This window comes from Pseudomonas sp., assembly GCF_050739995.1.
GTDB lineage: Bacteria > Pseudomonadota > Gammaproteobacteria > Pseudomonadales > Pseudomonadaceae > Aquipseudomonas.
Genome location: NZ_JBOICG010000266.1, coordinates 1 through 14,831, shown reverse-complemented (window position 1 = coordinate 14,831; position 14,831 = coordinate 1). Strand labels below are relative to the sequence as shown.

At 61.0% G+C, this 14,831-nt stretch carries 12 protein-coding genes and 1 pseudogene; 9 read left to right on the top strand and 4 right to left on the bottom strand.

The annotated features are described in order from the left end of the window. Nucleotides 1–117 precede the first annotated feature (117 nt). Nucleotides 118–333 carry a ribosome modulation factor gene (gene rmf / locus ACRESD_RS09090; RefSeq protein ID WP_002553055.1) on the top strand — a complete coding sequence of 72 codons (216 nt, stop codon included), beginning with the start codon at nt 118–120 and terminating at the stop codon, nt 331–333. 166 nt (nt 334–499) lie between these two features. Here the strand turns inward: rmf and ACRESD_RS09085 are convergent, their stop codons facing one another. From ACRESD_RS09085 to ACRESD_RS09070, 4 genes and pseudogenes are all read right to left on the bottom strand, one after another. Next, nucleotides 500–1,519, bottom strand: a complete 1,020-nt coding sequence (locus ACRESD_RS09085) for a quinone-dependent dihydroorotate dehydrogenase (RefSeq protein WP_431750610.1) — start codon at nt 1,517–1,519, stop codon at nt 500–502. Between the two features lie 83 nt (nt 1,520–1,602). Further along, nucleotides 1,603–2,064 (bottom strand): transglycosylase SLT domain-containing protein, encoded by a 462-nt coding sequence (locus ACRESD_RS09080; RefSeq protein WP_431750609.1) that lies wholly within the window; start codon nt 2,062–2,064, stop codon nt 1,603–1,605. Then, nucleotides 2,057–2,443: a winged helix-turn-helix domain-containing protein gene (locus ACRESD_RS09075; RefSeq protein ID WP_431750608.1), complete on the bottom strand. Its 387-nt coding sequence runs from the start codon at nt 2,441–2,443 to the stop codon at nt 2,057–2,059. Before ACRESD_RS09075 ends, ACRESD_RS09080 begins: the two co-directional genes overlap by 8 nt. 277 nt (nt 2,444–2,720) lie before the next feature. Continuing rightward, nucleotides 2,721–3,530 (bottom strand): annotated as a pseudogene (locus ACRESD_RS09070) (secretin N-terminal domain-containing protein); the annotation flags it as partial. A 258-nt stretch (nt 3,531–3,788) separates the two neighbouring features. On the opposite strand from ACRESD_RS09070, the gene ACRESD_RS09065 reads away from it, so the two are divergent. The 8 genes from ACRESD_RS09065 to cobA all read left to right on the top strand — a co-directional run. Then, entirely contained in the window at nt 3,789–4,994 is a 1,206-nt protein-coding gene (locus ACRESD_RS09065; protein WP_431750607.1) for a CmpA/NrtA family ABC transporter substrate-binding protein, read from the top strand. A 13-nt stretch (nt 4,995–5,007) separates the two neighbouring features. Next, nucleotides 5,008–5,583 (top strand): ANTAR domain-containing response regulator, encoded by a 576-nt coding sequence (locus ACRESD_RS09060; protein ID WP_053257467.1) that lies wholly within the window; start codon nt 5,008–5,010, stop codon nt 5,581–5,583. 210 nt (nt 5,584–5,793) lie between these two features. Next, complete coding sequence (locus ACRESD_RS09055) at nt 5,794–7,005, top strand: nitrate/nitrite transporter (protein WP_431750606.1); 1,212 nt, start codon at nt 5,794–5,796, stop codon at nt 7,003–7,005. After that, a complete protein-coding gene (locus ACRESD_RS09050; protein ID WP_431750605.1) occupies nt 7,005–8,675 on the top strand; it encodes a protein kinase domain-containing protein in 1,671 nt (556 codons plus the stop codon). The genes ACRESD_RS09055 and ACRESD_RS09050 overlap by 1 nt, the downstream gene beginning before the upstream one ends. Nucleotides 8,676–8,907: 232 nt before the next feature. Then, nucleotides 8,908–11,361 carry a nitrite reductase large subunit NirB gene (gene nirB / locus ACRESD_RS09045; protein ID WP_431750604.1) on the top strand — a complete coding sequence of 818 codons (2,454 nt, stop codon included), beginning with the start codon at nt 8,908–8,910 and terminating at the stop codon, nt 11,359–11,361. Beyond that, nucleotides 11,358–11,675 carry a nitrite reductase small subunit NirD gene (nirD, locus tag ACRESD_RS09040; RefSeq protein WP_431750603.1) on the top strand — a complete coding sequence of 106 codons (318 nt, stop codon included), beginning with the start codon at nt 11,358–11,360 and terminating at the stop codon, nt 11,673–11,675. Before nirB ends, nirD begins: the two co-directional genes overlap by 4 nt. Beyond that, a complete protein-coding gene (locus tag ACRESD_RS09035; RefSeq protein WP_431750602.1) occupies nt 11,675–14,383 on the top strand; it encodes a molybdopterin-dependent oxidoreductase in 2,709 nt (902 codons plus the stop codon). Before nirD ends, ACRESD_RS09035 begins: the two co-directional genes overlap by 1 nt. A gap of 10 nt (nt 14,384–14,393) precedes the next feature. Beyond that, nucleotides 14,394–14,831, top strand: a 438-nt coding sequence (gene cobA / locus ACRESD_RS09030; RefSeq protein ID WP_431750601.1) for a uroporphyrinogen-III C-methyltransferase, incomplete at its 3' end; no start/stop codon positions are given.

Here is a 14,831-nt window from a genome sequence, read left to right as displayed (position 1 = left end):
CGCCGACACATTGGCTCGCCACGCCGGCAGCGAGCCCACCAACGGCAGAAAAACTCTGCCCGGCCTCGGACGAGGCCGAAGGATATCTAGACAGTCAACAAGTGAGGGAAACACCCTATGAGAAGACTTAAGCGTGATCCGTTGGAAAGAGCATTTTTACGCGGATATCAATATGGCGTTCATGGAAAATCCCGTGAGCTTTGCCCATTTACTCTACCGTCGGTACGCCAAGCCTGGATCAACGGCTGGCGAGAAGGACGCGGCGACAACTGGGACGGTATGACTGGCACTGCGGGCATCCACAGACTCAACGAACTTCACGCCGTCGGCTAATCAGGGCACTTAATTCCGACACTCCACCTTTGAAGATGTAACGACTTAACCACGCGCGCCCCATCCGGGCGGCGGGCTTCGGCCCAGGGGCTCCTTATGGAGCCCTTTTTATTGGCAGGAGAATATAACTTGTAGGAGCGGGTTTGCTCGCCCCCACATTAAAACATCAGCGCAGTGCCGCGATCGCGTCGACCGACTCGCGAATCAGCGCCGGCCCTTTGTAGATAAAGCCGGAGTACAACTGCACCAGGCTGGCACCGGCGGCGATTTTCTCGGCAGCGTGCTTGCCTTCGGTGATACCGCCCACGGCGATGATCGGCAAACGCCCGGCCAGTTCAGCCGCCAGCACCTTGACGATATGCGTGCTCTTGTCCCGCACCGGTGCACCCGACAAGCCGCCCGCCTCATCCCCATGGACCAGGCCTTCGACGCCGACTCGGCTGAGGGTGGTGTTGGTCGCGATCACCGCGTCCATGCCAGAGTCCACCAGCGCCTGGGCCACCAGTACGGTTTCTTCATCACTCATGTCCGGGGCAATCTTGATGGCCAACGGCACGCGCTTGCCATGGCGCACGGCGAGGTCTTCCTGACGCTGGCGCAAGGCTTCGAGTAATTGCTTGAGGGAGTCACCAAACTGCAGGCTGCGCAGGCCCGGGGTGTTGGGCGAGCTGACATTGACGGTGACGTAGCTGGCATGGGCATAGACCTTGTCCAGGCAGATCAGGTAGTCATCCACCGCACGCTCCACCGGCGTGTCGAAGTTCTTGCCGATATTGATCCCGAGGATGCCCTTGAACTTCGCCGCCTGTACCCGAGACAGCAAGTGATCAACCCCCAGGTTGTTGAAGCCCATGCGGTTGATGATCGCTTCGGCTTCCGGCAGGCGAAAGATACGAGGCTTGGGATTGCCAGGCTGCGGCCGCGGGGTCACGGTGCCGATTTCGACAAAACCGAAACCCAATTGTGCAAAACCGTCGATGGCCGCACCGTTCTTGTCCAGGCCGGCCGCCAAGCCGACCGGGTTGGGAAAATCCAGCCCCATCACTGAAACCGGCATTTTCACCGGTGCCTTGCATACCAGGCCATTGAGCCCCAGGCGGCCACCGGCACCGATCAGGTCCAGGGACAGATCATGGGAGGTTTCCGGGGAAAGTTTGAACAACAGCTGGCGGGCCAGGGTATACATGGGCGGGCTAGACTCGGATGACGACGGAAGGTGGCGCAGATTATAGCCGGGGTCACGGGCTGCATGCGAGGCGTGACGCCGAGTCAGTAGCGATGCGCGACCAACGCCTCATAGCGTGCCCAGATCTTCTGCGCGTATTGCAGGCGCAATGCATCGTGCTTCGGCCCCGTACCCGCGCCCACATTGTAGGAGCCGACAGCCGTCCAGTTGTAACCGAAACGCTGGATAAACTCGGCAAGAATCGAGGCCCCCACTTCCACCGACAGACAAGGCTCGTTCAGCAATCGCTCTTCGGTAATGCCCAGCTTGAGTAAGCGTGGCAAATGGATGCTGTTGATCTGCATCAAGCCAATATCATGCGTGCCATTGCGGTTTGCGTAGTTCATCGCCCCTGCGCGGTAACCCGACTCGACGGCGGCGATGGCCTGCAGCAACTCCGGTTCGAGGTCGTAGCGGCTGGCCGCCTCATTCCAGCAATAGGCCTGCGCCTGACCAATGCCCAACAACACACTCAGTAGCAGAACCTTGACCCCCCGCTTAAACATGACTGACCTGACCACAGTTCGAACAGACGTGTACCACACTTCCTCGCCCCTCACCCTCGACCTGCACCGGGCAGGTAAAACGATAGCCCTTGCCATAGATTGTCTTGATAAACCCCTTGTCGCTTCGCAGGTACTTACGTAAGGCATAGATACAACGCGTCAATGACTCCTCAGCCACTTCACCCCGGGGCCAGACCAGTTCCAGTAAGCGATCCTTGGTCATCAGCGTTCCAGCCGAGGCCAGCAACAGTCGTAGAACCTGTCCTTCCTTGGGCGGTAATTGAATGTCCGCGCCCTCTCCCGTCAACCGGCCATCACCGTGCAAGGTCCAATGAGCAAAGACGAGGGGCACCGTGGGCGCCTCAATCACGATGCCCATTCACACCTCTGCATTCGACTGCTGATCTTCAAATCCTTACTTCCTGTGTCGACTCACTCACCAATGCCACGACTATAAAAATCAGCGCAGCGACCCGCGCTAGGAATAAACCCATTCGAACAACGCTTTTTGGCCATTGCCGGTAAGACAATTCGCTAATGAATGGATAAACCAAGCGTGTTCACGGAGAGAGCTCACGTCCCGGTCGCACAAACGCCCGCTTCACGCGCTCATATTGCGCCGCAGTCAAGGCCGGTGGCCCGGTCGCCGGCACGGGGTCGTCTTGCCCCACACCCACTAGCCATACCGAAACCTCATTCGGTCGCTTGGGTATATCCAGTTCTGCCACCAACTGTTCGATCTGCCTCACTTGGGCAGGCTTGCCCTTGATCAAAAGGCTGTTGGTATCCGGATAGGCGATCAGCGTCAGTCTCTTGTCGGCCAACTGGCCCTTCTGTTCAGTGGACAACAGTGTTTCGATCACCGACGCCATGCCTGGCACACTGACCTTGTTTGCACCTGAGCCGTACTGGCGATCTTCCACAGGGGTGTTGAATACCTGCACGACTCCAAATGCCTGGGTTCCCACGCGCAGTTGGCTGCGTGGCCGGTCCATCAATTGGGCCAGCCGTAGCACCTGTTCGACATAGGTCGGCGGCCCCGACACATTGAACGTTCGGCCCCCACTTTCACGCAGGGGATAGCGCGACTCATCCAGCCCTGTGCGTTTCATGAAGCTGCGTAGCCTGTCGAGTGAAATATGTCGCAGCGCCACCACTGAGCTTCTCGCCTCTGCTGCGGCGTAGACGTAAAGCCCTTGCCCATTGCTGTACCAGATCAAGCCTTCCTGCCGGGCCAAAGCCTCCAGCACCTGTTGCGGTGCCGCGAAATCAAACGTTCCGCTGATAGGTCTACGCGCTACGTCGGGGCTGATCACGACGGGCAGGCCCAATGGCACTGACAGTGCGGTAAAAAGAGTCTGCAGGCTTTCATCCTGTGCCTGATACGACTCCCCCCACGCCGCAGGGCCGCCAAGCACAAGCGCGATACACAGCAGCCAGCCACACAAACAGTGGCAAGTCTTCATGGCAGGAAAAGCAGCATGCACCGTAGGTTTTCCTCGGCAGTCTGGCGTAGGGAAGCGGTCATACTGAAAGCCAGGCGCGGCTCAATCTTGATGAAAAGCTGACGGTAGACCGGTGGCATGTGCCTTGCTACGCACTCTGTATCAGAGCGCGCGCCAACGACGGAGCGGGCTTACGGACAAAGGCGTCGTTACCCTGCAATGGCCTGCACCGCCATCTGAAGGAACGACGCTTTTTTTTGAGCGAAAAGGTAGGTGTTAATGAACAGTTCCGATCCACTGGCCTGGGTCAATGGCAGTGACGCCCCGGAAAAGAGCAGCCTCAACCTGGGTTTCATGGCGCTGACCGATTGCGCATCGCTGGTGGTCGCCGCCACCCAGGGCTTCGCTCAACCCTATGGGCTCAAACTCAACCTCAAACGCCAAGCCTCCTGGGCCAACCTGCGCGACAAACTGGTCAGCGGCGAACTGGATGCTGCCCACAGCCTGTACGGGCTGGTGTATGCCGTGCACCTGGGCATTGGTGGCGTAGCACCGACCGACATGGCCGTACTGATGGGGCTCAACCAGAACGGGCAAAGCATCAACCTGTCCCACGGACTGCAGCAGCAAGGGGTGTTCACTCCTGAGGCGTTGGAGCGATATGTGCACCAAAGCCGGACAAAACTGACATTCGCCCAGACCTTTCCCACTGGTACCCACGCCATGTGGTTGTATTACTGGCTGGCGAGCCAAGGCATTCATCCCTTGCAGGATGTAGACAGTGTGGTGGTGCCGCCACCGCAGATGGTCGCGCACCTGCAGGCCGGGCGTATCGATGGGTTTTGTGTCGGCGAGCCCTGGTGTGCCAGCGCAGTCAAACAGAACCAGGGCTTTACCCTGGCAACCACCCAGGCGATCTGGCCGGACCACCCGGAAAAAGTGCTCGGCTGCACCCAGGCGTTCGTCGATCAGTACCCCAATACGGCACGCGTACTGGTGATGGCCATCCTGGAAGCCAGCCGCTTCATCGAAGACAGCCCGGAAAACCGGCGCTCCACCGCGCAGTTGCTCAGCGCCGCCGATTACCTCGACGCGCCGCTCGACTGCATAGAGCCGCGTTTGCTGGGGCTCTATGAGGATGGTCTGGGCAACCGCTGGCAAGACCCGCACCGGCTGCGCTTTTTCGCCGAGGGCGAGGTGAACGTGCCCTACCTGTCCGATGGCATGTGGTTCATGACCCAATTCCGCCGCTGGGGCCTGCTGCGTGAAGACCCGGATTACCTGGGTACCGCGCGCCAGGTGCAACAACTGGGCCTGTATCGCCAAGCCGCCCAGGCCGTGGGCGTCAACGTAAACGCCGAGGACATGCGTAGCAGCCAACTGATCGACGGCAAGGTCTGGGACGGCTCCGATCCCGCCGCTTACGCCCGCAGCTTTCGCTTGCATGCCCTGGCCGAATCGGTAAACCGCCAAGCCCTGCGCTGACAGGAGGTGCCCTATGTTGCGAATCCTGTTGATCAACGACACCCCGCGCAAGGTCGGCCGACTCAAGGCCGCGCTGACCGAGGCCGGTTTCGAGGTGATTGATGAATCCGGCCTGACCATCGACCTGCCCGCACGCGTCGAAACGGTGCGCCCGGATGTGATCCTGATCGATACCGAGTCGCCGGGCCGCGATGTGATGGAGCAAGTGGTGCTGGTCAGCCGCGACCAGCCACGCCCGATCGTGATGTTTACCGACGAGCACGACCCGAATGTGATGCGCCAGGCGATCAAGTCCGGCGTCAGCGCCTACATCGTCGAAGGTATCCAGGCCCAGCGCCTGCAACCGATTCTCGACGTGGCCATGGCCCGCTTCGAGAGCGACCAGGCCTTGCGCGCCCAGCTTCAAGCCCGTGACCAGCAGTTGGCCGAGCGCAAGCGCATCGAGCTGGCCAAGGGCATGTTGATGAAAATGAAGCACTGCAATGAAGAAGAGGCCTACACCCTGATGCGCCGCCAGGCCATGAGCCGCCAACAGAAACTGATCCAGGTGGCGGAGCAGATCATCGCCATGAGCGAGTTGCTCGGCTGATCTGGCTCAGCTCTTGCTAAGCATTCCTCACAGGTAACCAACGGCGGTTGCCCCTCCACGACAAAGACGTCGCCCATCCGGTTTGCCCCCGCAAACCCGGTGGCGGCGTTTTTTCGTTTTGGCCCCAGCGCATGGGGCCGGTGGGGCGGCCTCAGGCGGCAGCTCCATCACTCGGCCTTCTTACCTGACTCCCAACCGTTGAGGTGCGTGATGAAATCAAGCTTCTGGAAATCCGGGCACACCCCGACCCTGTTTGCCGCGTTCCTGTATTTCGACCTGAGCTTCATGGTCTGGTACCTGCTTGGTCCGCTGGCGGTGCAGATCGCCGCCGACCTGCACCTGACCACTCAACAGCGCGGCTTGGTGGTCGCCACGCCGATCCTGGCGGGCGCGGTGCTGCGCTTTGTGATGGGCATGCTGGCCGACAAGCTGTCGCCCAAGACCGCTGGGCTGATTGGTCAGGTGATTGTGATCGCGGCGCTGTTCGGTGCGTGGAAGCTCGGCATCCATAGTTACGAGCAGGCCCTGCTGCTGGGCGTATTCCTGGGCATGGCCGGCGCGTCGTTTGCGGTCGCCCTGCCCTTGGCCTCCCAGTGGTATCCAGCGGAACATCAGGGCAAGGCCATGGGTATTGCCGGCGCGGGAAACTCGGGTACGGTGTTTGCGGCCTTGCTGGCACCGGTACTGGCAGCCGCGTTCGGCTGGAGCAACGTGTTCGGCTTTGCGTTGATTCCGTTGATCCTCACCCTGATCGTCTTCGCCTGGCTCGCACGCAATGCCCCGGAGCGCCCGAAAGCCAAAGCCATGGCCGACTACTTCAAGGCCCTGGGTGATCGCGATAGCTGGTGGTTCATGTTCTTCTACAGCGTAACCTTCGGCGGCTTTATCGGCCTGGCCAGCGCCCTGCCCGGCTACTTCAACGACCAGTACGGCCTGAGCCCCGTGACCGCCGGCTACTACACCGCCGCCTGCGTGTTCGGCGGCAGCCTGATGCGCCCGCTGGGCGGTGCTCTGGCTGATCGTTTCGGCGGGATTCGCACCCTGCTCGGGATGTACAGCGTGGCAGCGATCTGCATCGCGGCGGTGGGTTTCAACCTACCCAGCCCCTACGCGGCCTTGGCGCTTTTCGTCTGCACCATGCTCGGCCTCGGTGCAGGCAATGGCGCGGTATTCCAACTGGTGCCCCAACGCTTTCGCCGTGAGATCGGCGTGATGACCGGCCTGATCGGCATGGCGGGCGGCATTGGTGGCTTTGCCCTCGCAGCCGGCATGGGTGCAATCAAGCAAAGCACCGGCAGTTATCAGATGGCACTGTGGTTGTTCGCCAGCCTTGGCGTGTTGGCCTGGTTCGGCCTGCACGGTGTCAAACGCCGCTGGAGAACCACCTGGGGCTCGGCTGCCGTGACCGCTGCACGCGTCTGATGAGCCTGCAACTGAGCATCGCCCAGGCCAGCGCCATCGGCCCGCGGGCAGAAAACCAGGACGCGCTGCGGGTGGTCACGCCCGTGGCGGAGCTGGCGGCAAGCAAAGGCTATTTATGTGCCCTGGCCGATGGCGTCAGCCAATGCGCCGACGGCGGCCTGGCCGCACGTTCGACCTTGCAAGCCCTGGCCCTGGACTATTACGCCACACCGCAAACCTGGGGTGTGGCCCAGGCGCTCGAGCGCTTGCTGCTGGCACAGAATCGCTGGCTGCAAGCCAACGGTGGAGGCCAGCCGCTGCTGACCACCCTCAGTGCCCTGGTGTTTCGTGGGCAACGCTTCACCTTGGCCCATGTCGGCGATTGCCGGGTGTACCGCTGGTTTGACGACGAATTACTGCGCATCAGTGAAGATCATGTGTGGGAACAACCGGGCATGCAGCATGTACTCAAGCGCGCCCTCGGCCTGGACCAACACCTGGTGCTGGACTTTCTCGACGGAGAACTGCGTCCAGGCGAATGTTTCCTGCTGCTCAGCGATGGCGTATGGGCCACCCTGGGTGACAACAGCATTCGTGGAATCCTGCGTGAACAAAGCGATCTCGACGCGGCGGTCCACACCCTAGTCAACGCCGCGCACCTTGCCGGCAGCCTGGACAATGCCAGCGCCTTGTTAGTGCGAGTCGACCAGCTCGGTGCCGCAACCCTGGGCGATGCGTTGGTGCAGCTGCAACAATGGCCGCTGCCGCCGCCCTTGAAAGCCGGGCAACGTTTTGAAGGCTGGCAGGTTGAAGGTGTGTTGGCGCAGAGCCGACAGTCCTTGCTGTACCGGGTGCATGACGCCCAACAGCAGCCCTGGCTACTGAAAACCCTGCCCCAGAACTACGACGATGACAACCATGCGGGCCAGGCTTTACTGGCGGAAGAATGGTTTTTGCGCCGAATGGCTGGGCGAGCGTTTCCTGAAGTCCACACAGCCAGCGGACGTCAGCATTTGTACTACGTAATGCGTGAATACTCGGGGCAAACCCTGGCCGAACTGTTCCAACACCAAGGCCCGCTGCCCCTGGCGCAATGGCTATTCATCGCCGAGCGCTTGCTGCGTGCGGTGGGCCTGTTGCATCGGCGACAGATCCTGCACCGCGACATCAAACCGGAAAACCTGCTGCTGGGTGACGATGGTGAACTGCGCGTACTGGACTTCGGCCTGGCCTACTGCCCCGGACTGTCCGAAGACCGCGCCCACCTGCTGCCCGGCACACCGAGCTTTATCGCACCCGAAGCGTTTAACGGCAAGCGCCCTACTGTCCAGCAGGATTTGTACAGCGTTGGCGTCAGCCTGTATTACCTGCTGACGGGACATTATCCCTACGGTGAGATCGAAGCCTTCCAGCGCCCCCGATTCACCCAGGCGGTCAGCGCCAACCGCTATCGCCCCGACCTGCCGAATTGGTTGCCACTCAGTCTGGAGCGGGCCGTGGCGGCTGTACCCGCGCAGCGTTATGAAACCGCCGAAGAATGGCTGCTGGTGCTGGAACAGGCCGACCGTCGCGAGCTGAGCGTGCGGCCACGGCCCTTGCTGGAGCGTGAACCGCTGAAGGTCTGGCAAACCCTCGCGGTGGCGTCGCTGCTGATCAATCTGGTGCTGTGTTACTGGCTGCTGCACCACTAGAGGGCGATTCCCCCTGCCATTTCAACCGAAAGCCCAATAAACCCGGGCACTGGGCAACTTGGCACAGCCACTGCATTAGCTCTCCCAAGAACACACATATAGCCGCCTCTTCAACGTCGAAGGGATGAGCTTCCCGAGAGAACGGGACCGGACAAAGGCGTCCTCGCTAAATCGCTAGCGGGGATGCCTTTTTTGTTTGCGCACGATTTGTCGAGCCATTGCGGAGAACGACATGAAAAAACTCAAATTGGTGATGATCGGCAACGGCATGGCCGGGGTTCGCACCCTGGAAGAACTGCTGAAACTGAGCAGCGAGCTGTACGACATCACCGTGTTCGGCGCCGAGCCGCACACCAACTACAACCGCATCCTGCTGTCACCGGTGCTGGCCGGTGAGCAAACCTTTGAAGAGATCGTGCTCAACGACCTGAGCTGGTACCTGGACAACCACATCAAGCTACTGCTCAACCGCAAAGTCGTGCAGATCGACCGGGTCAAACGCATCGTCATCGCCGAAGACGGCACCGAGGCCGAATACGACCGCCTGCTGATCGCCACCGGTTCCACGCCATTCATCCTGCCAATCCCCGGCAACACCTTGGAGGGCGTGATCGGTTATCGCGACATCGCCGACACCCAAGCCATGATCGATACCGCCAAGACCCACAAGCACGCGGTGGTCATCGGCGGCGGCCTGCTCGGCCTGGAAGCCGCCAACGGCCTGATGCTGCGCGGCATGCACGTGACCGTGGTCCACATCGGCGAATGGCTGCTGGAGCGACAACTGGACAAGACCAGCGGCCAGTTGCTGCAAGCTGAACTGGAAAGCCGTGGCCTGGTGTTTCGCCTGTGCGAACAAACCCAGGCCCTGCACGACGCCGGCAATGGCCGGGTCGGTTCGGTGCAATTCAAGAATGGCGACATTATCCCTGCCGACCTGGTGGTGATGGCCGCCGGCATCCGCCCCAACACCGAACTCGCGGAAAAATCCGGCATCCCGTGCAACCGTGGGATTCTGGTCAACGACACGCTGCAAACCTATGACCCGCGCATCTATGCCATCGGCGAATGTGCCAGCCACCGTGGCATCGCCTACGGCTTGGTGGCGCCGTTGTTCGAGCAGGCCAAGGTCTGCGCCAATCACCTCGCCCAACTCGGTTTTGCCACTTATAAAGGTTCGGTCACGTCGACCAAGTTGAAAGTCACCGGCATCGACCTGTTCTCCGCCGGCGACTTCATGGGCGGCGAAGGCACCGAAACCATCACCCTCTCCGACCCGATTGGCGGCGTGTACAAGAAGCTGGTGATCAAGGACGACATCCTGGTCGGCGCCTGCCTGTACGGCGATACCGCCGACGGTGGTTGGTATTTCCGGCAGATCCGTGAGAACCATGCCATCGGTGAGATTCGCGATCACTTGATGTTCGGAGAAAATGCTTTAGGCGACGTAGGCCATCAAGGCCAGGACAAGGCCATGAGCATGGCCGACAACGCCGAAGTCTGCGGCTGTAACGGCGTGTGCAAGGGCACCATCGTCAAGGCGATTCAAGAACACGGACTGTTCAGTGTCGACGAAGTGAAGAAGCACACCAAGGCCGCCAGCTCCTGCGGTTCCTGTGCCGGGCTGGTGGAACAGATCCTGATCAACACGGTCGGCGGTGCCGCCGACGTCAAACCCAAAAGCGAAAAAGCCATCTGCGGTTGCAGCGACCTCAACCACGGGCAAATCCGCCAGGCTATCCGCGACCAGCACCTGCTGACCATCGCAGGCACCATGAGCTACCTGAACTGGCGCACGCCCAACGGCTGCGCCACCTGCCGCCCGGCGTTGAACTACTACCTGATTTCCACCTGGCCGGGCGAGGCCAAGGACGACCCGCAATCGCGCCTGATCAACGAGCGCGCCCACGCCAACATTCAAAAGGACGGCACTTACTCCGTCGTCCCACGGATGTGGGGTGGTGTGACCAACCCTTCGGAGCTACGGCGTATTGCGGATGTTGCCGATAAGTACAACGTCCCCATGGTCAAGGTCACTGGCGGCCAGCGCATCGATTTGCTCGGCATCAAGAAACAGGATTTGCCCGGCGTGTGGAAAGATCTCGACATGCCGTCCGGCCACGCCTATGGCAAGTCCATCCGCACCGTGAAGACCTGTGTGGGCAGCGAGTTCTGCCGCTTCGGCACGCAGAATTCCACGCAATTGGGCATCGAGCTGGAGCATGACCTGTTCAATATGTGGTCGCCGCACAAGGTCAAGCTGGCAGTGTCCGGTTGCCCACGCAACTGCTCGGAAGCGGGGATCAAGGACGTAGGCATTATCGGTGTCGACTCCGGCTGGGAGATGTACATCGGCGGCAATGGCGGGATCAAGACTGAAGTGGCGGAGTTCTTCGTCAAGCTGAAAACCGCTGAAGAAGTCCGCGAATACAACGGCGCGTTCCTACAGCTATACCGCGAAGAAGCCTTCTACTTGGAGCGCACCGTGCACTACCTGCAACGGGTGGGCATGGAGCACATCAAGAAAGCCGTATTGGAAGACCCGGCCCGGCGCCAGGCGCTGAATGAGCGCCTGCAATTCTCGTTGTCATTCGAACAAGACCCGTGGAAGGAGCGCCTGGAGCAACCACTGCTGAAAAAAGAGTTCGAGGTCATCCCGGTCAAACAGTTGGAGGTGTCGGCATGAACTGGCTGGATATCTGTGCCCTCGATGAAATCAACGCCCTGGGCTCACGCATCATCCAGGGGCCCAAAGGCTATATAGCGATTTTTCGTACCAGTGACGATGAGGTATTCGCTCTCGACGACCGCTGCCCACACAAGGGCGGGCCACTGTCCCAAGGCCTGATCTACGGTAAGCGCGTGGCCTGTCCGCTGCACAATTGGCAGATCGACTTGATGTCCGGCGAAGCCCTGGCGCCGGATATCGGCTGCGCCCATCATCACCCGGCTCGCGTGGAAAACGGTCGGGTGATGCTGGCCCTGCGGGACGCAGGTTGATGGACCGCCAGGTCACCGCCTCCACCTGCTGTTATTGCGGGGTGGGTTGCGGCGTGCTGATTGAGCATGACGGTGTGCAAATCCTGGGTGTGCAAGGCGATCCGAGCCACCCGGCCAACTTTGGCAAGCTATGCAGCAAAGGCGCCAGCCTGCACCTGACCGGCGACCTGGCAGCCCGTGCCGTGTACCCCGAACTGCGCCTGGGCAAAGACTTGGCCCGTGCCCGTACCGACTGGGATACGGCCTTGGATCACGCCGCCCATGTCTTCGCCGACACGATCGCTGAGCACGGGCCGGACAGCGTGGCGTTCTACATTTCCGGGCAACTGCTCACCGAGGATTACTACTGCTTCAATAAGCTGGCCCGAGCGTTGGTGGGTACCAATAACATCGATAGCAACTCGCGGCTGTGCATGTCCTCCGCAGTGGTCGGCTACAAACGCAGCCTGGGTGCCGATGCGCCGCCGTGCAGTTATGAAGACCTGGAATCCAGCGACTGCGTGATGATCGTTGGCAGCAATATGGCCTACGCCCACCCGGTATTGTTCCGTCGTCTGGAGGAAGCCAAAGCACGGCGTCCGCAGATGAAAGTGGTGGTGATCGACCCACGGCGCACAGACACCTGCGATTTGGCTGACCTGCACCTGGCCATCTTGCCGGGTACGGATGTGGCGTTATTCCATGGGATTTTGCATCTGTTGCTGTGGGAAGACTGGATCGACCGCGACTTTATCCAGGCACATACCGACGGGTTGGCCGAGCTGAAACGACTGGTGCATGACTACACACCGCAGATGGTCACGCAGTTGTGCGGGATCAGCCTCGAGCAACTGCGTCTGTGTGCGCAATGGGTGGGCACCTCCAGCAGTTTTCTATCGCTGTGGTGCATGGGCCTGAACCAATCCACCGCCGGCAGTGCAAAAAACAGCGCGCTGATCAACCTGCACCTGGCCACCGGCACTATTGGGCGGGCCGGCTGTGGGCCGTTTTCCCTGACCGGCCAACCTAATGCCATGGGCGGACGCGAAACCGGCAGTCTGTCGAATTTGCTGCCCGGCCATCGTGAGGCAGCCAATCCGGGGCATCGGGCCGAAGTCGCCGCCTATTGGGGGGTTGATGCGCTACCGGCACCAACCGGGTTGACGGCTATCGAGCTGTTCGAGCACGTCCAGGCGGGCAAGATCAAGGCTCTCTGGATTGCCTGCACCAACCCCGCGCAATCGCTGCCGGACCAGAACCGCGTGCGCGCAGCCTTGGCGGCTTGCCCGTTCGTGGTGTTGCAGGAGGCCTTTCGCACCACAGAGACGGCCGCCTATGCCGATTTGCTGCTCCCCGCCGCCAGCTGGGGGGAAAAGGAAGGCAGCGTCACCAACTCCGAGCGACGTATTTCTCACGTACGCCGCGCCATCGCTCCACCGGGAGAGGCGCGACCGGACTGGGCTATTACGGTAGATTTCGCACAACGCCTTGAGCGGCGCTTGCGGCCTGGTCTGCCCAGCCTGTTTGCCTTCGAGCAACCCGCGCAGATCTTTGATGAATACAAAGTGCTGACCCGCAATCGCGACCTGGACTTGTCGGGCATCAGCCACGCCCTGCTTGACCGGATCGGGCCGCAGCAATGGCCATTTCCTGTCGGCGCGCAAACTGGAACGCCACGCCTTTACAGCGAAGGTGTTTTCCCGACCGACAATGGTCGGGCACAGTTTGTCGCCGATCCTTACCGGGCCGCCAAGGAGCAACGTGACGCACGCTTCCCCCTGACCCTGATCACCGGCCGCCTGCGGGATCAATGGCATGGCATGAGCCGCACCGGCACCGCAGCGCAGCTGTTTGGGCATGTCAGTAAGGCGCTGCTGAGCCTGCATCCCGATGAGTTGCGCCGCCATCGCTTCAAGGACGGGGATCTGGTTCACCTGAAGAGTCGTCGCGGCAGTGTGATCGTTGCCGTCAGCAGTGATGACAGCGTGCGCCCCGGCCAGGCATTCCTACCCAAGCATTGGGGCGACCGCTTTCTCAAGGGTGGTGTCAATGCGCTCACGCAGCCGGCGTTTGATCCTTTATCGAAACAACCGGAACTCAAGCACAGCGGGGTGCGCCTGGAAGCAGTGCAACTGCCGTGGCAGTTGTTCGCGCTGATCGAAGGAAATGTGCAGCAACACTTTGAGGCGCTACGCCCGCTGTGCGAGGGCTTTGCCTACGTCAGCTTGAGCCTGGTCGGACGTGAGCGGCCGGCATTGCTGCTGCGCGCGGCACATGGCGAGGCGCCCGACTTGCCGCTACTGACCCGCATCGACGCGCTGCTGGGGCTCAACGACGGCCCCGTCATGGCCTATGACGACCCACGCCGCTCGATTGGCAAGCGCGTGAAGATCGAGAAAGGCCGCATCACCGCCCTGCGTCTGGCGGGTGAAACCCTGGCGCGGCACTGGCTGCAGAGCTTGTGGCTGGAAGGCCGCGCCGATGATCAATTGCGGCGCTGGCTGCTGGCACCGTTAAGCGCACCACCGGGCGGCACGGCGTCCAGCAACAAGATCCTGTGCAACTGCAAGAACGTCAGCGAAAACGCGGTATGCAGCGCCATCGCCCGCGGCTTGGGGTTGGATGAGCTCAAACGCGAACTCGGTTGTGGCACGCAATGCGGCTCCTGCGTGCCGGAAATCAAACGTCTTTTGGCCGGCAACCCGCAGCCAATCGCAATCAATGTGTGAGGGCAACAACATGAACGCAAAAGTCTGGCTGGTGGGCGCAGGGCCCGGTGATCCTGAGTTGTTGACCCTTAAGGCGGTGCGGGTCTTGCGGGAGGCCGATGTGGTGTTGATCGATGACCTGGTCAACCCGCAGGTGCTGGAACATTGCCTGGATGCGCGGGTGATCACCGTCGGCAAGCGCGGCGGTTGCCGTTCGACGCCGCAGGATTTCATTCATCGCCTGATGCTGCGTTATACGCGCCAGGGCAAGTGTGTGGTGCGGCTTAAAGGCGGCGATCCGTGCATTTTTGGCCGTGGTGGTGAAGAGGCCATGTGGTTGCGTGAACGAGGGGTTGCAGTGGAGTTGGTCAATGGGATCACAGCGGGGCTGGCGGGCGCGACGAATTGCGATATTCCATTGACCTTGCGCGGTGTGAGCCGTGGCGTAACGCTGGTCACGGCCCATACC